General features: G+C 73.7%; 23 protein-coding genes. 12 read left to right on the top strand and 11 right to left on the bottom strand.

Annotated elements, in window-relative coordinates:
- Positions 1 to 81: 81 nt before the first annotated feature.
- From CNX65_RS12295 to pflA, 4 genes are all read left to right on the top strand, one after another.
- On the top strand, positions 82 to 474 hold the full coding sequence (locus tag CNX65_RS12295; protein WP_157767605.1) for a hypothetical protein: 393 nt from the start codon (positions 82 to 84) through the stop codon (positions 472 to 474).
- 222 nt (positions 475 to 696) lie between these two features.
- The gene (locus tag CNX65_RS12290) at positions 697 to 2,673 is read left to right on the top strand and encodes a hypothetical protein (protein WP_096492907.1); all 1,977 of its coding nucleotides are present in this window, start codon (positions 697 to 699) and stop codon (positions 2,671 to 2,673) included.
- A gap of 335 nt (positions 2,674 to 3,008) precedes the next feature.
- Complete coding sequence (pflB, locus tag CNX65_RS12285) at positions 3,009 to 5,261, top strand: formate C-acetyltransferase (protein WP_232519799.1); 2,253 nt, start codon at positions 3,009 to 3,011, stop codon at positions 5,259 to 5,261.
- 7 nt (positions 5,262 to 5,268) lie between these two features.
- A complete protein-coding gene (gene pflA / locus CNX65_RS12280) occupies positions 5,269 to 6,132 on the top strand; it encodes a pyruvate formate-lyase-activating protein (protein ID WP_198320463.1) in 864 nt (287 codons plus the stop codon).
- Between the two features lie 79 nt (positions 6,133 to 6,211).
- Here pflA and CNX65_RS12275 read toward each other — a convergent pair whose 3' ends face one another.
- Together CNX65_RS12275 and CNX65_RS35280 are read right to left on the bottom strand one after the other, a co-directional pair.
- A complete protein-coding gene (locus tag CNX65_RS12275; protein ID WP_096492904.1) occupies positions 6,212 to 7,057 on the bottom strand; it encodes a universal stress protein in 846 nt (281 codons plus the stop codon).
- Between the two features lie 204 nt (positions 7,058 to 7,261).
- Positions 7,262 to 7,849, bottom strand: a complete 588-nt coding sequence (locus tag CNX65_RS35280) for an Rv1733c family protein (protein WP_157767604.1) — start codon at positions 7,847 to 7,849, stop codon at positions 7,262 to 7,264.
- A gap of 189 nt (positions 7,850 to 8,038) precedes the next feature.
- Here CNX65_RS35280 and CNX65_RS12265 point away from each other — a divergent pair, with 189 nt between their 5' ends.
- Complete coding sequence (locus tag CNX65_RS12265) at positions 8,039 to 9,016, top strand: Acg family FMN-binding oxidoreductase (RefSeq protein WP_096497744.1); 978 nt, start codon at positions 8,039 to 8,041, stop codon at positions 9,014 to 9,016.
- Positions 9,017 to 9,455: 439 nt separating this feature from the next.
- Here CNX65_RS12265 and CNX65_RS12260 read toward each other — a convergent pair whose 3' ends face one another.
- Positions 9,456 to 10,019, bottom strand: coding sequence for an Rv1733c family protein (locus tag CNX65_RS12260; RefSeq protein WP_096492903.1), 564 nt, complete (start codon positions 10,017 to 10,019; stop codon positions 9,456 to 9,458).
- Positions 10,020 to 10,228: 209 nt separating this feature from the next.
- On the opposite strand from CNX65_RS12260, the gene CNX65_RS12255 reads away from it, so the two are divergent.
- The 3 genes from CNX65_RS12255 to CNX65_RS36085 all read left to right on the top strand — a co-directional run bounded on the left by CNX65_RS12255 (position 10,229) and on the right by CNX65_RS36085 (position 11,797).
- Positions 10,229 to 10,960 (top strand): hypothetical protein, encoded by a 732-nt coding sequence (locus CNX65_RS12255; RefSeq protein ID WP_096492902.1) that lies wholly within the window; start codon positions 10,229 to 10,231, stop codon positions 10,958 to 10,960.
- A gap of 77 nt (positions 10,961 to 11,037) precedes the next feature.
- Entirely contained in the window at positions 11,038 to 11,481 is a 444-nt protein-coding gene (locus tag CNX65_RS12250) for a hypothetical protein (RefSeq protein WP_232519798.1), read from the top strand.
- 97 nt (positions 11,482 to 11,578) lie between these two features.
- Positions 11,579 to 11,797 carry a hypothetical protein gene (locus CNX65_RS36085; RefSeq protein WP_177154378.1) on the top strand — a complete coding sequence of 73 codons (219 nt, stop codon included), beginning with the start codon at positions 11,579 to 11,581 and terminating at the stop codon, positions 11,795 to 11,797.
- A gap of 110 nt (positions 11,798 to 11,907) precedes the next feature.
- Here the strand turns inward: CNX65_RS36085 and CNX65_RS12240 are convergent, their stop codons facing one another.
- The 3 genes from CNX65_RS12240 to CNX65_RS12230 are packed head-to-tail and all read right to left on the bottom strand — an operon-like array spanning position 11,908 to position 14,896.
- Positions 11,908 to 12,738: a carbohydrate ABC transporter permease gene (locus CNX65_RS12240; RefSeq protein WP_096492899.1), complete on the bottom strand. Its 831-nt coding sequence runs from the start codon at positions 12,736 to 12,738 to the stop codon at positions 11,908 to 11,910.
- Positions 12,738 to 13,622 (bottom strand): carbohydrate ABC transporter permease, encoded by an 885-nt coding sequence (locus CNX65_RS12235; protein ID WP_096497743.1) that lies wholly within the window; start codon positions 13,620 to 13,622, stop codon positions 12,738 to 12,740. The genes CNX65_RS12240 and CNX65_RS12235 overlap by 1 nt, the downstream gene beginning before the upstream one ends.
- On the bottom strand, positions 13,622 to 14,896 hold the full coding sequence (locus CNX65_RS12230; RefSeq protein ID WP_096492898.1) for an extracellular solute-binding protein: 1,275 nt from the start codon (positions 14,894 to 14,896) through the stop codon (positions 13,622 to 13,624). Before CNX65_RS12230 ends, CNX65_RS12235 begins: the two co-directional genes overlap by 1 nt.
- 130 nt (positions 14,897 to 15,026) lie before the next feature.
- Here CNX65_RS12230 and CNX65_RS12225 point away from each other — a divergent pair, with 130 nt between their 5' ends.
- Positions 15,027 to 16,166, top strand: a complete 1,140-nt coding sequence (locus CNX65_RS12225; protein ID WP_096492897.1) for a LacI family DNA-binding transcriptional regulator — start codon at positions 15,027 to 15,029, stop codon at positions 16,164 to 16,166.
- On the opposite strand, the gene CNX65_RS12220 is transcribed toward CNX65_RS12225, so the two are convergent.
- The 4 genes from CNX65_RS12220 to CNX65_RS12205 form a co-directional block, all read right to left on the bottom strand.
- On the bottom strand, positions 16,156 to 16,392 hold the full coding sequence (locus CNX65_RS12220) for a hypothetical protein (protein ID WP_096492896.1): 237 nt from the start codon (positions 16,390 to 16,392) through the stop codon (positions 16,156 to 16,158). The genes CNX65_RS12225 and CNX65_RS12220 overlap by 11 nt on opposite strands.
- Before the next feature lie 88 nt (positions 16,393 to 16,480).
- On the bottom strand, positions 16,481 to 17,326 hold the full coding sequence (locus CNX65_RS12215) for a siderophore-interacting protein (RefSeq protein ID WP_232519797.1): 846 nt from the start codon (positions 17,324 to 17,326) through the stop codon (positions 16,481 to 16,483).
- Between the two features lie 125 nt (positions 17,327 to 17,451).
- Positions 17,452 to 18,309 (bottom strand): TIGR03619 family F420-dependent LLM class oxidoreductase, encoded by an 858-nt coding sequence (locus CNX65_RS12210; protein ID WP_096492894.1) that lies wholly within the window; start codon positions 18,307 to 18,309, stop codon positions 17,452 to 17,454.
- Between the two features lie 332 nt (positions 18,310 to 18,641).
- Entirely contained in the window at positions 18,642 to 18,914 is a 273-nt protein-coding gene (locus tag CNX65_RS12205) for a GlsB/YeaQ/YmgE family stress response membrane protein (protein ID WP_096492893.1), read from the bottom strand.
- 158 nt (positions 18,915 to 19,072) lie between these two features.
- Between CNX65_RS12205 and CNX65_RS12200 the strand changes: the two genes are divergently transcribed.
- Positions 19,073 to 19,438, top strand: a complete 366-nt coding sequence (locus tag CNX65_RS12200) for an RNA-binding S4 domain-containing protein (RefSeq protein WP_096492892.1) — start codon at positions 19,073 to 19,075, stop codon at positions 19,436 to 19,438.
- A gap of 63 nt (positions 19,439 to 19,501) precedes the next feature.
- Positions 19,502 to 20,527: an LLM class flavin-dependent oxidoreductase gene (locus CNX65_RS12195; protein WP_096492891.1), complete on the top strand. Its 1,026-nt coding sequence runs from the start codon at positions 19,502 to 19,504 to the stop codon at positions 20,525 to 20,527.
- 66 nt (positions 20,528 to 20,593) lie between these two features.
- On the opposite strand, the gene CNX65_RS12190 is transcribed toward CNX65_RS12195, so the two are convergent.
- Complete coding sequence (locus CNX65_RS12190; RefSeq protein ID WP_096492890.1) at positions 20,594 to 21,379, bottom strand: SDR family NAD(P)-dependent oxidoreductase; 786 nt, start codon at positions 21,377 to 21,379, stop codon at positions 20,594 to 20,596.
- 249 nt (positions 21,380 to 21,628) lie between these two features.
- Here CNX65_RS12190 and CNX65_RS12185 point away from each other — a divergent pair, with 249 nt between their 5' ends.
- Positions 21,629 to 22,234 carry a DUF6069 family protein gene (locus tag CNX65_RS12185; RefSeq protein ID WP_309141985.1) on the top strand — a complete coding sequence of 202 codons (606 nt, stop codon included), beginning with the start codon at positions 21,629 to 21,631 and terminating at the stop codon, positions 22,232 to 22,234.
- Positions 22,235 to 22,365 lie beyond the last annotated feature (131 nt).

Below are 22,365 nucleotides of genomic sequence, written 5' to 3'. Positions count from 1 at the left end.
GCGGAGAGGCCGTCGGGGCGTCCGAGGATCGGTGCGCGGGTCCGGGAAGGACCTCACCACCAGTTCCCCAGGAGGATGCTGATGTTCGCTCGGAACGCCGTCGCGGGAGTCGTCGCCGCCGGTCTGTGCCTCGCCGCCGCCCTGCCCGCCTCGGCGGCGCAGGACCGCTCGCCGCGCTTCGGGTCGGCGACGCTGTGCAACACCTCGTCGACGGCGGTGCAGGTGTTCTCGGCCGACCTGGACGAGGGGGTGCGGTACGTGCTGCCCTACGAGTGCAACGACGTGCTGTACTTCCCGTTCTCGGAGGGGCCGTCGACCATGACGCAGTGGCGGAACGTGACGACCGGCAAGGGGTGCGTGCGGGTGACCGTGCAGGACCGGGACGCGCTGACGATCTCGCAGGCGACGGGCGGGGTGCGGCTGTACCGGCAGGAGCCGTCGGGGAGCCTGACGCTGCTGTGCTCGACGTTCTGATCCGGGTGTTCTGATCCGGGTGTTCTGATCCGGGTGTTCTGATCCAGCGGGTGGCGGGGGACCTCGGGTCGGGGTCCCCCGCCGTCGGGGCGGGGTGGAGCGGGTCGGGAGGCGTCGCTCGGGTGGGGCGGTGGCTCACCCGCACGGGTGGCCGTAGTGGCGTCCCGGTGCGCGGTGGGTGGTCGGGGTGTCGCGCGGTGGGGTGTGGCTACGCTCGCTCCCGTGGGGGAACGGGGGTTCGACGCGCAGGTGCTGGGCAGGCTCACCGGCTCGTTGTCGGCGGAGCGGGTGCACCTGCTGCAGCGGGTCATGGGCGGGATCGACCCCGGCGCGGTGCTGAGCAAGCACGCCTCCGGGCTCGCGGGGCTGGTCACCGAGCTGCCCAGGGTGCGGGCCGCGCTGCACTACCACCACCGGCAGGGGCAGCCCGCCGTGCGGCTGGTGAACCGGATGTGCGCGAACGCGCTGCGGCAGGTGCGGGCGGTGCGCGCGGTGTGGGAGCCGGACCCGGTGCTGGAGCGGGTCGCGCGGGTGCTGGAGGAGGCGCACGCGGCGGTGGTCTCCGACCAGTCGGGGTTCCGGGCGCGGGCGGGCGGGTTCGCGGTGGAGCTGGAGCGGGCCGCCGACGAGGTGCCGGAGGTGCTGCGGGCGCGGTTCCGGCAGGCGTGGGACGGGAAGCTGGGGCCGACCGCGCACGACGTGCTCGCGGACGAGGTGGCGTGCCTGCTGGCCGCCGTCGACCGGGACCTGACCGCGGTGGAGCAGGACCTGCTGACCGCCGAGGTCCCGCGCGACGGGGACGCGGCGTGGGAGCTGCTGCTGCCCCCGGCGGGCGAGTACCGGGTGCTGGGGGTGGTGCGGGGCACGAGCGAGCTGGTGGACCTGGAGCGGTTCCGGGCGGACGCGGCGCAGTGGCCGCTGCGCGAGGCCGGTGGGCTGAGCTGGGGGCGGGAGACGGCGCGGATGCGGCGGTTCGCGGAGTCGTTCCCCGGCGGGGGTGAGGCTTGCCTGGTCGGGGTGGTGGTGACGGCGCGGGACAAGCCGTCGGCGGGGCGGCTGGCGCGGCGGACGCTGGTGGAGCTGCTCGACCAGTACCTGGCGGGTGACCGGTTCGCCGAGCCCGCGCTGGAGCCGAGGGTGCTGGTGACGAGGGTGGCGGGCGGCACCGAGGAGATCGGGCCGAGCGGGCGCGGCACCCGGCGGGCCAGGCCGCTGACCGCGCCGGGGCTGCCCGACGAGGTGCGGCGTGCGCTGCGGATGGCGCACCTGGCGGCCAGGACCGACTCGCCGAGCGCGACGGCGGCGCTGGCCTGGTCGGCGGTGGAGGCGTGCGGGCTGGGCACCCGGGACGAGCTGGCCGCCGCGCTGGCGCTGCAGAGCCTGCGGCAGGCCGTGGTGCACACGCACCGGTGCGTGCGGCTGTCGGTGACCACGCGGCTCGGGTACGCGCGCAACCGGGCGGCGCTGGCCGGGTCGGCGGTGGAGCAGGCCAGGGCGGCGCTGCCGGGGCGCAGCGGGCGGCACCTGGAGGTGCTGGAGCGCAGGCTGTACGAGGCCGAGGTGGTGCGGGACGCGGCGGTGGGCGAGCGGGACCGGCTCACCGGGGTGCTGGAGGGCGGGTTGGCCAGGGTGGCCGAGCACGCGCCCTACCGGTACCGGTACCACCTGGACGACCTGAACAGGTGGGTCGGGGCGCTGGTGGACCCGGAGTCGCCGCTGGAGGAGCTGCTGGAGCACCTGCACCCGCTGGCGGTGCGGCAGGCGCGGGACTGGCGGGGGCGGTTGACCTCGCCGCAGCGGTGCGCGAAGTGGCTGCTGCGGCAGCAGCACCGGATGACGACGGTGCTGGACGCGGTGTACGCGACCCGGAACCTGACGCTGCACGCCGGGGTGTTCCACGGGGCTGCGGACACGGTGCACGGGGTGGGGGCGGTGCTGGTGACGGACCTGGTGCTGGAGGTGCTGGGGAACTGGTACAACACGGCGGCCCCGGCGAGCGGGGAGGCCGGTGAGGCCGGTGAGGGCGGGGAGGCCGAGGGCGCGGCTGCGGACCTGGGCGCGGTGGCGCCCGCCGGGGTGATCGCGGCGCTGGCCCGGCGGCAGGGCCGGGTGCTGGCCGGGCTGTCGGCGGGGCAGGACCCGAGCGGACTGGACTTCGAGCGGCTCACCGGGCCCCACGTCGCCCCGTGGGAGGGCTGAGCGCTCGGGCGCCGCCGCACCTCCGCTGAGCGGGAGCCGCAGGTCACCGATGTGCCACCGCTGAGCGGAAGCCCAGGGTCACCGGTGCGCCACCGCTGAGCGGAAGCCCGCACACGTCCCGAAACCCCTGGGAAGAAGGTCCTGGGAAGGCCCTCCGAGGGTTCCCGCGACCACGCCGGGAGAGCGCCCTCTCACCCCCCGTGACCAGCGGTTGAGCGCCTCGGCCGGGCAAGTGCGGACCACTGGTCCCGGCCCGCGCGGGCCCTCCGGCCCTGTGTCCGCCGACCCGCAGGCGGAACGATTCAGGTGGGCACGGAGCTAAGGGGTGCATGATCATGACGGCGGTCTCCGCAGGACTCGGACTCGACGCCTGGAGCGGCTTCAAGGGCGGCGCTTGGCGCGACTCGATCGACGTCCGCGGGTTCATCCAGGACAACTACGCGCCGCACCTGGGCGACTCGGCCTTCCTGAGCGGGCCGACCGAGCGCACCACCGGGCTGTGGCGGGACCTGTCCGGCCTGTTCGCCGAGGAGCGCAGGCGCGGGATCCTGGACGTGGACCGGCACACGCCGTCCACCATCACCTCGCACCGGCCCGGCTACCTGGACAAGGCGCAGGAGCTGATCGTCGGGTTGCAGACGGACGCGCCGCTCAAGCGGGCGATCATGCCCAACGGCGGGCTGCGGATGGTGGAGAACAGCCTGGCCGCGTACGGCTACGAGCTGCCCGCGTCGGTGCGCGAGGTGTTCACCAAGTACCGCAAGACCCACAACGACGGCGTGTTCGACGCGTACACCCCGGCGGTCATGCGCGCGCGCCGCGCGGGCGTGATCACGGGCCTGCCGGACGCCTACGGGCGCGGCCGGATCATCGGCGACTACCGGCGGGTCGCGCTGTACGGCGTGGACCGGCTGGTGCAGGTCAAGAAGGACGAGCGGGCCGCGCTCAACGAGGTGCCGTCCAGCGAGGACGTGATCCGCGAGCGCGAGGAGATCGCCGAGCAGATCCGGGCGCTGGGCGAGCTGAAGGAGATGGCCGCCTCGTACGGCGGCGACGTCTCCCGGCCCGCGGCGACGGCGCGCGAGGCCGTGCAGTGGGTGTACTTCGGCTACCTGGCGGCGGTGAAGGAGCAGAACGGCGCGGCCATGTCGCTCGGCCGGGTCTCGACGTTCCTCGACGTGTACTTCGAGCGGGACCTCGCGTCGGGCGCGCTGACCGAGGAGGGCGCGCAGGAGCTCGTCGACGACCTGGTGATCAAGCTGCGGATCGTGCGCTTCCTGCGCACCCCAGCCTACGACCAGCTGTTCTCGGGCGACCCGACGTGGGTGACCGAGTCGATCGGCGGCATGGGCGAGGACGGGCGCCCGCTGGTGACCAAGTCCAGCTTCCGTTTCCTGCAGACCCTGTACAACCTCGGGCCCGCGCCGGAGCCGAACCTGACGGTGCTGTGGTCGCCCGCGCTGCCCGAGGGGTTCAAGCGGTACTGCGCGCGGGTGTCGGTGGACACCAGCTCGATCCAGTACGAGAACGACGAGCTGATCCGGCCGCAGTTCGGCGACGACGCGGCGATCGCCTGCTGCGTGTCCCCGATGCGGGTGGGCAAGCAGATGCAGCTGTTCGGCGCGCGGGCCAACCTGGCGAAGGCGCTGCTGTACGCGATCAACGGCGGTCGGGACGAGGTGACCGGCGAGCAGATCGGGCCGGAGTTCCCGGCGATCACCGGCGACGTGCTGGAGATCGGCGAGGTGCGGGCCGCGTTCGACAGGATGTCGGACTGGCTGGCCCGGACCTACGTGGACGCGCTGAACGTCATCCACCACATGCACGACAAGTACGCGTACGAGCGCATCGAGATGGCGCTGCACGACAGCCCTGTGCAGCGGATGCTCGGCTGCGGCATCGCGGGGCTGTCGGTGGCCGCGGACAGCCTGTCGGCGATCGAGCACGCGGTGGTCCGGGTGGTGCGGGACGAGACGGGGCTGGCGGTCGACTACGAGGTCGAGGGCGACTTCCCCAGGTACGGCAACAACGACGACCGGGCGGACTCGATCGCGGCCGGGCTGGTGCGGGACTTCATGGAGAAGGTGCGCAGGTACCCGGCGCACCGGGGGGCGCTGCACACCCAGTCGGTGCTGACGATCACCTCGAACGTGGTGTACGGCAGGCACACCGGGAACACGCCGGACGGTCGGCGGGCCGGGGAGCCGTTCGCGCCCGGCGCGAACCCCATGAACGGCAGGGACAAGCGCGGGCTGGTCGCGGCGGCGCTGTCGGTGTCGAAGCTGCCCTACGAGGACGCGCTCGACGGGATCTCGCTGACGGCGACGATCACGCCGAACGGGTTGGGGCGCGACGCCGAGGAGCGCACCGGGAACCTGGTCGGCGTGCTGGACGCCTACACGGACGCGGGCGGGTACCACCTGAACGCGAACGTGCTGCACCGCGAGACGCTGCTGGACGCCATGGAGCACCCGGAGAACTACCCGCAGCTGACGATCCGGGTGTCGGGGTACGCGGTGAACTTCGTGCGGTTGACCAAGGAGCAGCAGCAGGACGTGGTCAACCGGACCTTCCACGGCGGGCTGTGAGACGGCCATGACGAGCACACTGGTCGGTCCGACCACGACGGGTTCGGTGCAGCCCATGACGACAGGCGCGACGCAGCCCATGACGACAAGCGCGGTGCAGCCCATGACGACAGGCGCGGTGCGGCACGGGGGCGGGCAGCCCAAGCCGGTCAGCGGCACGGTCCACTCGTGGGACCTGGCGACGGCGGTCGACGGGCCGGGGACGCGGTTCGTGGTGTTCACCAGCGGGTGCCCGCTGCGGTGCCTGTACTGCCAGAACCCCGAGACGTGGAAGATGCGCGACGGGACGGTGGTGACGGCCGAGGAGATCATGGCCGAGGCCGAGCCGTACCGGCGGTTCATCCAGGTCGCGGGTGGCGGGTTCACGGTGAGCGGCGGGGAACCGCTGCTCCAGCCGGTGTTCACCGGGGAGCTGTTCCGGCGGGCCAAGGAGTGGGGGATGCACACCGCCCTGGACACCTCCGGGTACCTGGGCGCGCGGGCGTCGGACGAGCTGCTGGCGGACGTGGACCTGGTGCTGCTGGACGTGAAGTCCTGGTTCCCAGGGACCTACCGGCGGGTGACCGGCGGTGAGGTGGCGCCGACGCTGGACTTCGCGCGGCGGTTGGCGGACCTGGGCAAGGCGGTGTGGGTGCGGTTCGTGCTCGTGCCGGGGCACACGGACGCGGAGGACAACGTGGCCGGGGTAGCGGACTTCGCGGCTTCGCTGGGGAACGTGGAGCGGGTGGACGTGCTTCCGTTCCACAAGCTCGGGGAGAGCAAGTACCAGGAGTTGGGGATCAAGTTCCCGCTGGCGGGGACGCCGACTCCCAGCGCGGCGCTGGTGGCTCGGGTTCGGGAGCAGTTCGCGGAGCGCGGGCTCGTGGTGTGAGGGCGGGAAGGGGAGAGGAAAGCGGGGGTGCGTGGGCGCCCCCGCTTTTTGGGTTGTGGTGGAGGGAGGGTTCAGAGCTTCAGCGGGTGGGGGTGGGGACGGTGGGGACGGTGGGGGCTTTGAGGGGGACGAGCATGACGGGGCAGGGGGTGCGGTGGAGGAGGGCCTGGCTGGTGGAGGCGTGCAGCCAGCCCGCGAGGGTGCCCCGGCCTCGGCTGCCGACGACCAGGAGGGACGCGCCGCGGGCCCATTCGCGCAGGGTGCGGGTGGGGTTGTCCCTGCGGGCGATGAGTTCGACTTGGACGTCGGGGTGCCTGCGGCGCCAGGGTTCGACCGTGCGGGCGAGGTGGGCGCTGTGGTCCGCGTCCTCGGTGGCGTCGGGTGAGGAGAGGAGGTGCGGGCGGGTGGTGCTCACGACGACGAGGCGGTTGCCCCTGGCTTGCTCGAAGGCTCGGGCCAGGACGGCGGTGTCGTCGACGGAGCGGATTCCGCAGACCACGGGGCCGCCGGGGGTCGGGTCGTGGTCGGGGACCACCACCACGGGGCAGGAGGAGCGGGCGCCCACGGCCACGGCTGTGGAGCCCAGGAGGAGGGAGGCCAGGCTGCCCGTGCCGCGTGAGCCGAGGACGACGAGGTCGGCGCGCTCGGACTCGGCGGTGAGGAGCGGGGCGGCCAGGGCGATCTGGGCGCGGTACTGGACGGCCGCTCCCCCGGCTTGGTTCGCTGCCTCGTCGAGCCAGCGGAGGGCTTGCTCGTGCATCTCCTGCCTGGTCCGGTCGTCGAGACCGGGGATTCCTTGGGGTAGCGGCATCTCCGCGTGAGCCAGGCGGAGGGGGACGTCGCGCGTCCTCGCCTCCGACGCCGCCCAGCGGACCGCGCGCAACGCGGTCCTGCTGCCGTCCACGCCGACCACGACCGTGCTCACCGCGTCGCTCCTCGGTTACGGGGCTGGTTGGTTCTTGTTGGGGTGCAAGGATTTTGTGGGACGCCCCGGTGTGGTGGGACGCCCCGGCGTGGTGGGACGCTCCGGTGTGGTGGGACGCCCCGGTGTGGTGGGACGCCCCGGTGTGGTGGGACGCCCCGGTGTGGTGGGACGCCCCGGTGTGGTGGGACGCGGTGGAGCGGAACCTCACGCGCGGCTGGTCCAGACCGGTTCGACGCGGGCCCACTCGCGTTCGAGGTCGGTGGCGCGCAAGCGGTTCAGGAAGGCGCGGAACACCATGCAGGCCAGGACGATCGCGCCGGAGAAGGCGGCCCACAGGCCGAGTGCGACGGTGACGCCCGCGATGAGCGCGCCGTCGGACTGGGGCGGGGGCGGGACGAGGCCGCCCAGGTCGTCCACCCAGACCTCGATCTCGGCGCCCGCCGGGCTGCCGTTCGGGGCGCCGACCAGGCCGGTGCGGGTGGCGCCCGCGAGGGTGGTCCACTCGGCGCGGGCCTCGACGTTCTCGAAACCGGTGGTGCCCGCGACGACCGGCGCGTCCTCGGTGAGGGTGGCGGTCACGGGGTGCTTCTCGGCGACGTCGGTGGCGATGAAGTCCGCGCGCATCGAGTGCACCTCGGAACCGATCGCGGCGGCGACGGGGAGAGCGAGCAGCACGAGCAGCACGGCGATCGCGATCACCACGCGTTCGAGCAGGTCCCCGGGGCGCGCCAGTGAATTGCGGCCCCCGGCGGCGGTGTCCCCGCGGACCTCCCGCTCCGACCCCTCGTCCATCAGACTCGGCCTCCCCACGCGGTTCTCTCCAGTGCACCACCAGCGTCGTTCCTCGCGGGCGCGCGCCACAGGGCCGTTGGTGCCCGGCCCGGAAGGGACCTCCGCCCCTGTGTGGGGGGTGCGTCCGAATGCCAGCGTCGACAGTGGGGATCTGGAGGGGATGTGGAGGGGATCTGGAGGTGGGGCGCGATGAACCGGGGCCAACCCGACGCGGCGACAGTGCGAGCCGCGGTGACCTTGGCCTGCCGCGCGCCGTCGGTGCACAACACGCAGCCGTGGCGGTGGCGGGTGGGCGCGCGCAGCGTGCAGCTGCACGCCGACACCGGACGGCGGCTGCCCGGCGTCGACCCCGACGGCGCTGATCTGCTGCTCAGCTGCGGGGCCGCGCTGCACCACCTGAGGGTGGCGCTGGCGGCCGTCGGCTGGCGGGCGCTGGTGCGCAGGCTGCCCAGCCCGGACGACCCGCAGCACCTGGCGACGGTGGAGTTCGCGCGGCACGTGCCGACGGCTGCGGAGATCAGGATGGCGACGGCGCTGCGGAGGCGGCGGACCGATCGGCGGGACTACTCGAACTGGGCGGCGCCCGAGGCGGCGCTGGAGCGGTTGGAGCGGATCGCGGAGGCGGAGGGGGTGGTGGCACGGGTCGCCGGGCCCGCCCACCTGGTGCCCGCGATCTCGGTGGCGGCGGCTGTGCAGTCGGCGGATCCGGTGTACCGGTTGGAGTTGCGGAACTGGACCGGGCGGGGTGGCGGGAGTCCGGACGGGGTTCCTGCGGCGAGCGTGCCCGCGGCCGGGTCGGGGCGGGGGGTGGTGCGGATGCGGGAGTTCCCGGTTGGGGAGTTGGCGCAGCCGCCTGGGGCTGGGGCTGAGCGGGATGAGGCCGCGTTGCTGGTGCTGGGGACGATCCGGGATGACCCGCTCGGGCGCCTGCGGTCGGGTGAGGCGATGAGTGCGGTGTTGTTGGCGGCCACGGCGGCGGGGATGGCCACGTGCCCGTTGACGCAGCCGCTGGAGGTTGACGAAACCCGGTATGAGGTGGGGCGGGCGGTGTTTGGGGGGGATGTGGTTCCGCAGGTGGTGTTGCGGTTGGGGTGGGTGTTGCCTGGGGCAGCGGTGTTGCCGTTGACGCCCCGGCGGGGGGTGGAGGAGGTGGTGGATCCGTTGTGAGGGGGTGGGGGGTGGGGGAAGGGCAAGAGCAAGAGCTGAAGAGCTACAAGCACGCCTCGCCGGCGGGGCAGACCTCCAAAAAAGAGGGGGACGGGCTCTGCCGGCCGGTGACCGTTGGTCTTGTGGTCCCGTTTACCACTGCGGTGGTCCGGGTCCCTCTTTCCCGTTTGGCCTCCTTTCAGGCAAGCACGCTCGTCAAGACGCCGTATGACTCGGGCGGTCTTCCGGGCGGTGCGGCGGCATCTTGACGAGCGTGCTCGGGCTTCGCCAGGCCAAACGGGAAAGAGGGACGCGGGTGAGTGTGCTGCGGGCTCGCTTCGCTCGCCCCGCAGCCCGCGAAGCGGTCAGGTGGCGATGCGGTCAGGTGGCGATGCGGTCAGGTGGCGATGCGGTCAGGTGGCGGTTCGGTCAGGTGGCGGTTCGGTCAGGTGGTTGGGCGTCAGGTGGTTCGGCGCCAGGAGGGTTCCACTAGGGCCCATTCGCGTTCCCAGGCGCGTAGGTGTGCCCTGTGTACTGCGATGTGGGCGGTTGCTCCGCAGGTTGTGGCCGTTGCCACCAGGGCCAGCCAGGTTCCGAGGGCTGCGCCTGCGGCTCCCAGCAGGGCTTCGCCGCTGGTCAAGGGTTTGGGGGTTGGGGTTCCCTCGTCGTTCAGCCAGATGGGGACCGTGGTGCCTGCGGTGAGGTCGTTCGCGGCTTCCACCTTGCCGGTTCTGAGGGTGCCGTCCTGGGTTTGCCAGGTTGCGGGGACCTGGGTGCGTTCGTCGCCTGCGCCGATGGTGGACGAGTCCGAGTGCGGGGAGTCTGCCAAGAGGACGGCTTGGGCTGGGGTTGTGGTGGACAGCTGGTGGTCGGAGAGGTCGGACAGGTGGGTGTGGGTTCTGGTGCCCACCGCGCCCGCCACGGGCATTCCGATCGCGGCTACCACCCAGACCAGGCCGAACAGGGCGCCCACCAGCCTGTCCCCCGCCCTGGCCAGCGGGTTGGGGCCGGGCAGGAGTCTCATCGGTACCTCCGGGTGCGTGGTGCGACGCGCCGGGGACGGGGCGCGGGTCGCGCCTTCCAGGGTCCTGCTTCCGGGGCCGGCGCGCTGTCCTGCGAACGGGCGGTCCTCAGTGGCCGGGCGCGACCGGCCCGGTCCAACGAGGACTTTCGGCGGTGTGCGGGTCCGGCTCGTCGCCGGATAGTGGTTGCACGGAACGGAGGTGGCGCGCGATGACCGGAGCGCTGGGACTGGCGGGGCGCGACGTGGCGGACGTGCTGACCGCCGCGGCTGCGGCGGGCGGTCGTTCGTGCAGGTTCCGCCTGACGGCCGACCGGATCGAGCTGCACGCGGAGAGCGAGCGGCTCGACGCGCGGCTCGCGGTGGGATCGGCGCTGCTGGTGCTGCGGCTGGCGCTGCAGGAGCGCGGGGTGCGGGCGCTGGTGACGTTGCGGCCACCGGACGTGCCCGGCGCGCTGGCAGTGGTGCGGCTGGGCGGGACGCGGGAACCGGACGAGGAGACGCAGCGGTTGCTCGGGGCCGCGGGCGCGGCCGAGGTCGAGCCGGTGGCGGGGGTTCCGGTGCCGCTGGCGCGCAGGCAGGCGCTGCAGCGGGCCGCCCAGCGGGAGCGCGCCTGGTTGCAGGCGGTCGACAAGGAGGAGATGGCCTGGTTGGGCGTCCCGGACGCGCCGCTGGTGGCGGTGCTGTGCACGTTCACGGACGGGCCCGAGGCGGAGGTGCAGGCGGGGCAGGCGCTGCACCGGGTGCAGTTGGCCGGGGCCTGCCTGGGGCTGACGGTGCGGCGGGACCCGTGCGGGCCGCAGAGGTTGCGGCGGGCCTTGGGGGGTGCGGTGGTTCCGCAGGTGGTGCTGCGGATCGGGGCCCGGCCCCTGGGGGGAGCTGGTGCGGGAGGAGACGGGGTGGTGGCGGTGGAGCTCCCGCCGCAGCGGAGGGCGTCCGGCTGAGTGGGGGTTCGCGGGTTGGGCTGGTTGGCGGCGTTCGGTCCGGGGTGGTGCGAGGGGCGCCGGATTACACTGGGCGGGTGGCAGTAGCGGAGCCGCTTTCGGCTGATGAGCAGCAGGACGTGCTGGACGACATCACGACGATGGTGCTGCCCACGCTCCCCCCTGGGTGGGTGCAACTGGTGGTGCGGGCCTCGGTCGTCGGGCGGCACAGCGAGGCCAGCGCCGGGGTGCTGATGCCGGACCGGACCACGGTGCGGTGGGACTTTCCGCCCGACGTGTGGGAGCTGTTCCAGTTGCTGCGCAAGGGGATGCACGTGGAGGGGCTGGGGTCCTGGGTGGGGTTCTCCTACGTGCTGGACCCGCCGCACGAGTGGTCGATCAGCTACAACCGGGACGAGGCGCCGGTTTTCCAGGTCGCGCCCACCGGGTTGGACTACGCCACCGAGAACCGGTGGTTCCCCAGGGACCCGGAGACCGCGCCCGCGTGGTTCCGGGTCGGGTTGGCGCGCGCGCAGGGGTGATGCCGCTTCCGGTGTCGCGGGGCGGCGGGTGCTGGCTGACGCGACGCCGGGGTCGCGGGGCTGTGCGTCGTGGTGTTCCGGTTGTCGCCTGGTGCACGTGGTGCTGGTGGTGGCGCTGGGGATCGGGGTGGTGGTGATCAGCGGCGAGTACGGGAACGAGCAGATCACCACCACGCTCGCGGCGGTTCCCCGACGGTGGGTGTTGTTGCTGGGCAAGGGTTTTGTCGTGGCGGTGGCGGCGTTGGCTGCGGTCGCGGTGGGCGTGGAGGGGAGTTGGGGGCGGGCGGGGTGCTCGGGCGGGCGCCGGCGCCGGTGACCGGGGGGCTGGTCATGGCGGGGTGGGCCGCCGCCGCGGTGGCGGCGGCCGGGGTCGGGTTCGCGCGGCGGGACGCGTGACGGGGGTGATCCCGTTGCGGGGCAGCGGGATCACCCCTTGACCGAGCCCGCCAGGCCGCCGACGATGCGGCGTTCGGCCAGGGCGAAGAAGGCCAGCGCGGGGAGCATGGACAGGGCCGTGAACGCCAGGACCCGCGCGGTGTCCTGGGAGTACTGGGCCTGGAAGGTCGCGACGCCCAGCGGCAGGGTGAAGCTGGTCTGGTCGTTGAAGACCAGCAGGGGCAGCAGGTAGGCGTTCCAGCTGGTGACGAAGGCCAGGACCGCGACGGTGGCCAGCGCGGGGGTGGAGAGGGGCAGCAGGACGCGCCAGAAGAAGCCGAGCCTGGTCGCGCCGTCCAGGGTCGCGGCGTCCTCGATCTCCTGCGGGATCGCGCGCATGAACGGGCGCAGGATCACGATGGTGACGGGGAGGGAGAACGCGGCCTGCGGGAGCGCCACGCCCCAGGTGGACTCCAGGAGGCCGAGCTGGCGCAGCCAGGGGTAGAGCGGCAGGGCGGCCAGGCCCACGGGGAACAGCAGGCCCAGGGTGAACAGGGTGTAGACGGCCTCGCGGCCCTTGAAGCGGTAGCGGGACAGGGCGAAGCCCGCCGCCGAGCCGCAGGCGATCGCGAGGAGCGTGGCGACCAGGGCGATCGTGGCGCTGTTGCCCAGGAAGCGCCAGAACTCCCACGAGCCGAGGATCGACGCGTAGTTGTCCAGCACCCACGGGGCGGGCAGGCCCGCCGGGTCGTTGTTGATCTGGGCGTTCGTGCGGAACCCGCCGAGCACCACGAACAGCAGCGGCACGACGGTGATCCCGACGACCGCGATCGCGGCGGTGTACCCGGCGGCGAGCCCGCTCCTGGTGTGCGTGGCGGCCATCAGCCCAGCGCCCCCTCGGTGTCTCGGCGCAGCGCGAAGCGCTGGTACAGCAGGGCGAACGCGAAGCAGACCACGAAGACGATGACGGCGACGGCGCTGCCGTAGCCGATCTCGTAGCGCTTGAAGCCGTGGTCCACCAGGTAGGTCGCCATGGTGGTGGAGGCGTTCGCCGGGCCGCCCAGGGTCATGATCCACACCAGGTCGAACAGCTGGAGCGAGCCGATGACCGACAGGAACACCCAGATGCGGACGGTCGGGCCGAGCAGCGGCAGCAGCACGTGCCTGGTGGTCTGCCACGGGGTCGCGCCGTCCAGCGCGGCGGCCTCGCGCAGCTCCTCGGGGATGCCCTGGAGCCCGGCCAGCAGCAGGATGATGCCGAAGCCCAGGTACTTCCAGGTGATCACGCCGAACAGGGTGTAGAGCACCACCTCCGGGTCGGCGAGCCACTGCTGCACGAGGTCGCCGAGGCCGACGGCGCCGAGCACCCGGTCGGCGAACCCGCCGGGTTGCAGCACCATCAGCCACACCACGGCGGTGATCGCCTCGGACAGCACGTACGGGGCGAACACGATGGCGCGCAGGGCCGCCCGACCGCGCAGGCGGCGGTTGAGCAGCAGCGCGAGGCCGATGCTCAGCGGCAGCTGCACCGCGATCGACAGGACCGCGATGACCGCGTTGTGCCAGAAGGCGTCCTGGAACACCTTCCCGGTCAGCGCGTCGGCGTAGTTGCGCCAGCCGACGAAGTCGGTGAGCGGGCCGAAGCCGTTCCAGTCGTAGGCGCTGTAGAAGCCCGCGATCGCCATGGGGGCCAGGACGAACAGCCCGAACAGCAGGAGCGCGGGGGTCAGCAGCAGCGCCAGTTCCAGCCTGCGCGCCACCGGCATCACTTCGCCCCGTCCGCCGCCTCGTTGACCGCGTCGACGATGCCCTGCGGCGAGCCCTGACCCGCGAACAGGTTCGCGACGGCCTCGTTCAGCGCGGCGCCCACGTCGGTCGGGAAGGCCCGGTCGAAGTACATCTGGACGTACGGCGCCTTGCGGCCGTGCTCGGCGACGGTCTTGAGGTTCTCGGTCTTGAGGGCGCTGACGGCGGCCTCGTTGACCGGGAGGCCGGTGCCCGCGGCGGCCAGCTTGTTCTGGATCTCCGGGCCGGTCAGGTACTCCAGGAACTTCGCGCAGGCGGCTGCCGCGCGGGTGGTGCAGGAGAAGCCGTCACCGCCGCCGAGGACGGCCTCCGGGTCGCCCTGGCCGCCGGGGACGGTCGGGAACGGGAACCAGCCGACCTTGCTGTCGAGGTCCTTGTCCTCGGTGAGGGAGGACATGGTGCCGGGGTTCCAGTCGCCCTGCAGCTCCATGGCGGCCTTGCCGTTGGCCACCAGGCCCGCCGAGCTGCCCGCGCCCTGCTGGGCGGGGGTGCCGTTGAAGCCCTCCTGGAACGGCTCGGTCTTCAGGAAGTCGACCAGGTCCTGACCGGCCTTGACCCAGCACGGGTCGTCGAGCTTGAGGTTCTTCACCGAGGACTCGATGGTCTGCTGCGAGCACTCGCGGACGGCGAAGTAGTTCCAGTAGAAGGCGTCCGGCCAGCGGTCCTTGCCGCCGACCGCGATCGGGGCGAGCCCGGCGGCCTTGAGCTTGGCGACGGCGCCGTTCAGCTCGGCCATCGTGGTGGGCGGGGTGGTGATCCCGGCCTGGGTGAACAGGTCCTTGCGGTACCAGAAGCCCACGACGTGCTGGGCGAACGGGACGCCGAGCTGGCGGCCGTCGACCTGCCAGCCCTTGGCGAAGTCGCCGATGGTGGAGATCCACGACTTGCTCGCGTCGGTGATGTCGGCGAGCTTGCCGGAGGTGACCTGGGAGGCCAGGTCGCCGCCGCCCCACTGCTGGTAGACGTCCGGCGGCGTGGGCGACTGGAGGGCCAGGGGGATCTTGGTGGAGAAGCCCTCGTTCTGGATGGGCTGGGCCTCGATCGTGATGTCCGGGTTCTTGCCCTGGTAGTCGGTGACGACGTCCTGCCAGACCGTCTTGATCGGGTCGGAGGTGCCGTTGTGCCACCAGGTGAGGGTGATCGGGCCGGTGGGCTCCTGCGGGGCAGCCGGGCCACCGCAGGACGCGAGCAGGGAGAGCGCCGCCGCGGCGGCCAGTGCTCGGGTTAAGCGCATGAAGGGTCCACTCCTGACGTCGTCGGCCGAGTAGGACGTGCATGGGCTGAGCTGCCAGCGCAGTCTGGCCCTCGGTAAATTCTCGTGTCAATCGTTATCGATAACGTTTTACTTCTTGTAGTCTGCTGGCGTGCAGCCCGGTCCCCGCGCCACCATCCGAGACGTCGCCGCTCGGGCGGGCGTGTCCGTGGCCACCGTGTCCAAGGTGATCAACCAGCGGCACGGGGTGGCCGCCGCGACGTCCGCGCGGGTCAGGGCGGTGATCGAGGAGCTGGGCTACGAGGCCAGCCTGGTGGCGCAGAGCCTGCGCAACCACCGGACCAACGTGATCGGCGTGCTGGTCGCCGACCTGGAGCCGTTCAGCACCGAGCTGCTCAAGGGCGCGGCGGGCGCGATCCGGGGCAGCGGGTACGAGCTGGTGGTGTACTCGGCGGGCGGCGACCAGGCCGGGTGGGAGAAGCGGTACCTGTCGCGGCTGAGCGGGACGCTGGTCGACGGGGCGGTGGTGGTCACCCCGGCGGTGGTGCTGGAGGGGCTGCCGGGCACGCCCGTGGTGGCCGTCGACCCGCACACCGGGCCGTCGCGGGTGCCGACGATCGACTCGGACAACCTGCGCGGCGCCTGGGCCGCCACCTCGCACCTGCTGGCGCTGGGGCACCGGCGGATCGGGTTCCTGGCCGGGCGGCCGGACCTGCAGTCGGCGCAGCTGCGCGAGGCGGGGTGGCGGGGCGCGCTGGTCGAGGCCGGGGTGGCGGTGGACGAGTCGCTGGTGCGGATCGGCGGGTACGACCCGGCGGTGTCGCTCGGGGTGGCGCGCGAGCTGCTGACCTCGGCGGACCGGCCGACGGCGGTGTTCGCGGCGAACGACCTGTCGGCGATCGCGACCGTGGAGGCGGCGCGCGGGCTGGGGCTGCGGGTGCCCGAGGACCTGTCGGTGGTGGGGTTCGACAACCTGCCGGACTCGGCGCTGTGCACGCCGCCGCTGACCACGGTGGACCAGCCGATCCAGGAGATGGGGCGGCGGGCGATCGAGTGGTTGATCGCGCTGATGCGGGGTGACGGGGTTGTGGGCGGGGAGCACCACTTGACGTTGGACACGCGGCTGGTGGTGCGGGGGTCGACCGGGCCGGTGGGTGGCGGTGCCGTGAGTGGCGGTGCCGTGAGTGGCAGTGCCGTGAGTGGCAGTGCTGTGAGTGGCGAGCCTGCGAGCGGGAGTGCCGCGAACGCCGTGGGCCAGGGCGTCGCGGGTGGGGGCGCGGCTAGCGGGTGAGCTTCCTGGGCAGGCAGTCCGCGGTGGGCAGGTTCGCGGACGCGCACCCCACCGAGAACAGCTGGGCGATCCAGCGGCCGTCCAGGCTCCGGGGGTCGGCGACGAGCTCGGGCGGGACCGGGAGGTCCTGCTGGGACGGGGTGTCCCCTGCGCGGATCGCGCTCGGGACCGCGGCGGTCCTGCCCGGCAGGTCGGGTTGCCTGCCCAGGTGGGCGATCAGGCCCACCACCAGGCACGGGAGCAGCGGCGCGCGCGGTGGTCGGGAGGGCCCGGCCTCGGGGGGCGTGGACCGGGTCCTCCCGACCGGCTCCGGGTCAGTCCTCCTCGACCGGCTCGTGGGCGGTCTCCTCCGGGCGGCCCTCGCGCCAGTAGCCGCAGAAGTAGACGCGCTTGCGGTCGACGCCCAGGTCCTTCACCAGGTGCCTGCGCAGGCCCCGCACCAGGCTCGACTCCCCCGCGAGCCAGGCGTAGCCCGGCCCGTCGGGGACGCCCTCGGCGCGGATCGCCTCCAGCAGCGGGGTGTCGACGCCGCGCACCAGCCAGGTCGTGTCGACCTCGCCCTCGGTGCGCCAGTCCTGCCGGTCGCTCGCGCTCGGGACCTCCAGCACGACCCGCGCGCGCACGCCCCTCGGCAGGGACTCGACGATGCCGCCGATCGCGGGCAGCGCGGTCTCGTCGCCCGCGATGAGCTGCCAGGCGGTGTCGGCGGGCGGGGCGTAGTCGGCGCCCATGCGGGCCGGGTTCTCCGGGACGTGGTGGGCGTTCGGGGCGAGGATGACGGTGCGGTCGCCGACCGCGGCCCTGCCCGCCCAGGTGGAGGCGGGGCCGGTGTCGCCGTGGCGGACGAAGTCGATGTCGATCTGGCCGTGGCGCACCGCGCGCAGCGTGTAGGTGCGCATCGCCGGGCGCTCGCGGTCGGGCAGCTCGCGGAAGCGGGTGTACCAGTCGGCGCCGGTCGGCACGGTCAGGCCCGCCTGGCCGGACCTGGGGAAGAACAGCTTGATCCGCTGGTCGGGGCCCCAGGTGCGCACGTCGCGCAGCGCGGGGCCGCCGAAGGTCACCCGCACCATGCTGCGGCCGAGCGCCCTCGTGGCCAGCACCTCGGCGTCGAAGTGCCGGAACGGTTCCGTCGTCGGGTTCGCCATGACCTCTGCTGCCATGACATTAGGCTAGCCTCACCTATTGCCGAATGGAGTAACCGGGGGCGGCGAACGCCACCGCGAGTGGGTCCCGCTGGCCGCGTCCTGGTCGGTCTCACCCGAACGCGGCAGCGGGAACCCGCAGCTCAGGCCGTCCTCGCCAGCAGGTCGGCGAAGCGGTCCAGCGCCTCGGACGGCTCGTCCACGACGTACGACAGGTCAACGAACAGGTCGTCGAACCCGGCTTGCGCCGAGGCCAGCGCGGTGTCCGCGAGGGCGCTCAGCGGGGTGTCGCGGCCCGCGTTGAGGCGGAGCACGGCCGGGGTGGGCACGCCGATCTGCTCGCGGGCGGCCACGAGCGGGGCCGGGTCCTGCGCGGTGGCACCGACCTGGAGGATCGGCAGCCAGCCCGCGCCGCGCCGGGCGATGCGCTGGAGCGCGGTCCTCGAGAAGCCGCCCAGGTGCACCGGGGGCTTGCGGGCGGGCTTGAGGTCCACGTAGCCGGCCGGGACCGAGTGGTGCTCGCCCTCGTAGGACAGGACGTCGGCGGTCCAGGCCAGGTCGATCAGGTCAAGGGCCTCGTCGAAGCGCGCGCCCCTGCCCTTCCACGGGACGCCGGACGCCCGGTACTCGTCGGGTGACCAGCCGATGCCGAACCCCGGCAGCAGCCTGCCGCCGCTGAGCAGGTCGATCGAGGTGAGCAGCCTGGCGAGGGCCACCGGCTGGTACCAGGGCAGGTTCAGCACGCTGCTGCCGAGGGTGGCGGTGGAGGTGTGCGTGGCGACCGCCGAGAGCAGCGCGAACGGGTCGAAGACCCGGCGGAACTCGGCCGGGATGTCGTCGCCGCCCGCGTAGCCGACGACGGGCTCGGCGGGGGCGTAGAGGCGGTCGGCGACCCACAGGCTCGCCGCGCCGAGGCGCTCGGCCTCGACGGCGAAGGGGATGATCTCGTCCACGCGCCTGCTCTGGGGACCGAACTGGGGTAACGCGATGCCGATTCGCATGTGGTGATCAACGCGGCGGGAGGGCTGGGGCTTCCCCGCGGGGGCGGTCCTGTCCGGAACAGGTCACGGGACTGCGCTTTCGGGCAGCGGCGGCGCGGTGGGCGGGCAGCGCGGTGGACGGGCGGCGTGGCGGGCGGGCAGCGCGGCGGGCGGGCAGCGCGGTGGACGCGTGGCGCGGTTGGCGGGCGGCGCGGTGGTGGCAGCGGCGCGGTGGTGGCCGGGGTGCCACGACCGGGCGCGCGCAGCCGGTTCGCACCGGGCGCGCGCCCGGCCTGCCGGTCGGCGCGGCCTGGGATCCGCGCCCACCGGGACCTGGGGACCCTGAAGAGGGTCTAGTGCAGGCTCCGCCTGCCGTAGGCGCCCGCGGCGATGCCGACGCCCACCACCGACAGGGCGAGCTGGATGCAGAACTCGATCCAGTCGAAGCCCCGCGTGTCGCCGATGCCCGCCGCGTCGGCGACGAGCGTGCCGAGGAACGCGGCCAGGATGCCGACGACGATCGTCAGCCAGATCGGGATGTCCTGCTTCCCCGGTCGGATCAACCGGCCGAGCACGCCGATGACCAGACCGACGAAGAGCGCGCCGACGAAGCTGCTGAAGCCCACTCTGCCCTCCACGGATCGTGATGGCGGCGGGGTACCCGCTCCGGCGCGCGCTCACGCTTCCGGGACCGCTTGGCGCGGTGACCAGGCGGTTCCGGGGCGGCGGGGCGCGCGCGGCGGGTGGTGTCCGCTCCGGGCGGGGTTGCCGGGATGATGGGGGGATGGAGTCCACCCGCGTGGACCGCTGGCTGTGGGCGGTCCGGCTGACCAAGACCCGCCCGGACGCGGCGGACGCCTGCCGGGGCGGGCACGTGCGCGTCAACGACCGGCCCGCCAAGCCCGCGACCGTCGTCGTGCCCGGCGACGAGGTGCGGGCGCGGGTGAACGGGGTCAACCGGGTCGTCGAGGTGGTGCGGGTCATCCAGAAGCGGGTCGGCGCGGAGGCCGCGTCCACGTGCTTCATCGACCGCACTCCCAAGCCGCCGCCCGAGGCCGCCGTGCCGATCGCGCACCGCGACCGGGGCGCGGGGCGTCCCACCAAGCGGGAACGGCGGGAGATCGACCGGTTCCGCGGTGGCAGGCTGTGATCGGGACGCGGTGAGCGCGCCCCCGCGGGCGACCGTCCCGCGTGGACCACCGCGGAGGACACCGTGCCGCTCCCGTCCGAGCCGCTGCGCAAGCTCGGCTTCCTGACCATCGGGCTGTTCGACCCGGACGACCCGGCCAAGGGGCACGAGTCGACCCTGCGAGTGCTGGAGCTGGGCGAGCGGCTCGGCTTCGACAGCGCGTGGGTGCGGCACCGGCACCTCCAGCACGGCATCTCGTCGCCGGTCGCGGTGCTGGCCGCCGCGACCCAGCGGACCAAGCGGATCGCGCTGGGCACGGCCGTGACCCCGCTCGGCTGGGAGAACCCGCTGCGGCTGGCCGAGGACCTGGCGACCGTGGACGTGCTGTCCGGCGGGCGGCTCAACCCTGGGGTCAGCGCGGGCAGGCCGATGGGGTTCGACCGGGTGAAGGACGCGCTGTACCCGGAGACGGCGGACGTGGAGGAGCTCGGGCACGAGCGGGCCCGGCGGCTGCTCGGGTTCCTGCGCGGGGAGCCCGCGAGCGAGTTCGAGGGCACCGAGGGGATCGAGGAGTTCTCCCGGCGAGTGCAGCCGCACTCCCCCGGTCTGGCCGGGCGGGTCTGGTACGGGGCCGGGAGCCTCGGGTCGGCGCGGTGGGCCGGGGAGAACGGGGTGAACCTGCTGACCAGCAGCGTGGTGCGGGCCGAGGAGTCGGAGGACTTCGCGCGGGTGCAGGCCTCGCACATCCGCGCGTTCCGGGCGGCTCACCCGGACGGGGCCGCGGCGCGGGTGTCGCAGGGGCTGGTGGTGGTGCCGACGGACAGCGCGGACGCCGGGCAGCGGGAGCGGTACGAGCGGTACGCGCAGGCGCGGCTGCCGCGCACGCGCGCGCCGCAGGGGCCGGGGCGGGTGCTGTTCGCGCCGGATCTGGTGGGGACCTCGGAGCAGATCGCGGAGCGGCTGCACGCGCACGCCGGGTTCCGGGAGGTGGAGGAGGTGGCGTTCGCGCTGCCGTTCACCTTCGAGCAGGAGGACTACGAGCAGATCCTGAGCGACATCGCCGGGAAGCTGGGGCCCGCGCTGGGGTGGTCGCCCGCGGCGGTGGGGTGAGGTGCGGTGGGGTGAGGTGCGGCGGGTGGGGTGAGGTAGGCGGGGTGAGCCGGGCGGGGGCGCGGCTCAGCGCAGGTGCGACGCCCCGTTGAGGTCCAGCACCGCGCCCGACGCCCACGCCGCCTCCGGCGAGGCGAGGTAGAGCACCGCCGCCGCGACCTCCTCGGCCGTGCCGACGCGGCCGAAGCGGCTCTGGGCGCGCAGGGCGTCGCCGGTCTCGGCGGCCAGCTTGCCCTCCTGCCGCTCGGTCGCGATGAAGCCCGGCGCGACCGAGGCGACCGCGATGCCGTGCGGGGCCAGCGACACCGCGATCGACTGGCCGAACGCGTGCAGCGCCGCCTTCGTCGCGCCGTACGCCGGGTGGTCCGGCTCGCCCCGGTACGCGCCGCGCGAGCCGATGTTGACCACCCGGCCCGGCACCGACCTGGCGACCATGCGGGCGACCACCCGGTGCGTCAGGTCGACCGTGCCCAGCAGGTTGACCTCCACCGACCTGCGCCACACCCGCCGCCAGTGCTCGTAGGAGACCTCGGCGATCGCGTGCGCGGTGTCCTCGGTGGGCGCGGTGGCGGCGTTGTTGACCAGCACGTCCACCCCGCCGAGGCCGTGGTCCGCCGACTCGGCGACCAGCTCGGCGGCCTCCGGGTCGGACAGGTCGCCGCGCACCAGCACGTGGCCGCCGCCGGGCAGCTCGGCCAGGGTGCGCTCGGCGTCGGCCCGGTTGTGGGCGTAGTGCACCGCGACCCGGTCACCGCGCCGGGCGAACGCGAGGGCCGTGGCGCGGCCGATGCCCCTGGAGGCCCCGGTGACCAGGACGCCGCGCGTCTCGCCCGGCGGCTTCGGACCGGTCATCGGTGGCTCCTGTCGGGTGGTCGTGCCGGGGTCTCCCGGCGGGAGCCTTTGCGAGCGGTGCTCAGCTTCGCTGGTCGTGATCGACCGCGTCAACGGGCCGACGGTAACCAGGGGGCGCGCGGCGCGCCCGGTGGAGCGCGACCACCCCCGGACGTGCGGCGTTCCCCCGGTTGGCGCGGTTGGGGAGGGCGCGGGCGGGAAACCCCTCCCGGCGACGAGGACCGCGTGCGCACCCGGAGGAGGCAGGTCATGGCGGAGGACCGCAGGAGGACCCGGTTCGAGCCCGTCGCGGACGTCGAACCGCGACGCGCGGAGGCGTTCCCCCGGCCCCGCCCCGGCGAGGTGGAGGAGACCGCGGTGCTGCCGCAGCCGGTGGAGCGCGAGGTCCGCCAGCCCGTCAGGCCCAAGCCGGAGCGGCTGTTCGACGCGGGGCGGCTGTGGGCGGGCGGGGTGGCCACCGCGCTGGTCGCCGGGCTGATCTCGGTGGTGGGCATCCTGGTGGCCAGGGGGCTGCTCGGGGTGCCGGTGCTCGCGCCGCAGGGCGAGGGCGCGTGGGGCAACGCGAGCACGATGACGTACTGCGTGGCGTGCGCGGTGGTGGCGCTCGGGGCGACCGGGCTGGCGCAGGTGCTGCTGGCGACCACGCCCAACGGGGCCCGGTTCTTCGGCTGGATCATGGTGCTGCTGACCGCGATCGCGGTGGTGCTGCCGCTGAGCGTGGACTTCGACCCGGAGTCGAAGGTGTTCACGGCGGTGCTGAACCTGGTGATCGGGCTGGTGGTCACGGTGCTGGTGCGCGGGGTGGTGACCAGCGCGCAGCGCGCCGTGGTCACCGGCAGGCGCGACTGGCGGTAGCCAGGCCCGGTGAGGCGCGGTCGTCCCGTAGGGCGCGGCAGTGAGCAGGGCGCGGCAACCAGCAGGGCGTGACGGCGAACGGCGCCGCGATCCCCCGGTCGGGGAGGTCGCGGCGCCGTTCGCACGTCCGG

The organism is Actinosynnema pretiosum, assembly GCF_002354875.1.
Classification (GTDB): Bacteria; Actinomycetota; Actinomycetes; order Mycobacteriales; family Pseudonocardiaceae; genus Actinosynnema; species Actinosynnema auranticum.
This window is presented reverse-complemented; position numbering and strand designations above follow the sequence as displayed.